This is a genomic window from Mesorhizobium sp. P3_A9 (assembly GCF_056402975.1).
Genome location: NZ_JBFUGJ010000728.1, coordinates 1 through 1,026 on the forward strand (window position 1 = coordinate 1; position 1,026 = coordinate 1,026).

Genomic DNA, 1,026 nt, shown 5'->3' on the forward strand with positions numbered 1-1,026 from the left:
GCCTCAATCTTGCTCCATGTCGACAGATGTCGGCGACGCACTACCTGAATAAACTGCAATGTGGAGAATGGACGATGGGGAAGGTGCTTCAGTACATCGTGAAGTTCCATTTCCGAAATATCTGCAGCCACTTCCTTCTTCTCCTCAACGTAACACGCATCGATATTCAAATTGGCGTTTTTTTCGGCACTTCACGTCATACCTCTTACTACAGAATTCCTAAGATGGGTGGTGTAACGATTTTAATTAAGTGAAATTTCCCCCACAGAAAATTTCTCTTTCGCTTCCTCGTCACCATTTACCCAATCTGCAAACAGTTTTGCCATGCCAGCAGAAGTGTCATGCCAAATATCATCTCTATTGCCAAGTTGGGCTGCGAGATCGCATAACTTCAAGCGCCCGATAGTTTTGCTTTCCATCTCATTTCTCTTGAAGAAGAAGCAGGTAGATCCCTTTAGATTTCTATAGATAACCTTAGAAATATCATCGTTGCATACAATAGCGAATGAAAACTCGGGGCGTAAGCGTATAAAGTCCACGACCACGCCAAGGAAACGGATTTCAATCGCGCCACTTTCTATTAGCGGGAATATAGCCTTATATCCGGGTAGTTCACGTACCGTCTCAGTATCCGCCCTTCGCATGTCTTCATCGCCAAACAATTCCTCGCAGAACTCTCGTATCAATGCGTCCAGCATATTAAAGTTATTTTCGAGGTATGTTTTGGTTTGAGTATTGTTATTCCGAGAGGCGTCTTGCAAGCCTGCTGTCTCAAACCCACCTGACGGCAGGAACTGCAATGCTCCCGGCGATATCGCCACCTGATTGCCCCTTTGGCCATAGCCAACGACCCAATTGTCGTCATAACGAGAGACGCAGAAACCTTGAATGCTGATGAGAGAGCAGAATTCGCTTCCGCTCTTGAATGACAGTTTATATCCACCATCGGAATCGGGGGTCACGTTCAAATGTTGCCAGTCGCCATTATTCAATCGATCGATATTTGTTTCTCCGCGTACCGATGCC

General features: G+C 45.8%; 1 protein-coding gene. It reads right to left on the reverse strand.

Annotated elements, in window-relative coordinates; genetic code table 11:
* Positions 1-242: 242 nt before the first annotated feature.
* Positions 243-1,026, reverse strand: a 784-nt coding sequence (locus tag AC1DX0_RS36345; RefSeq protein WP_477359391.1) for a hypothetical protein, incomplete at its 5' end; no start/stop codon positions are given.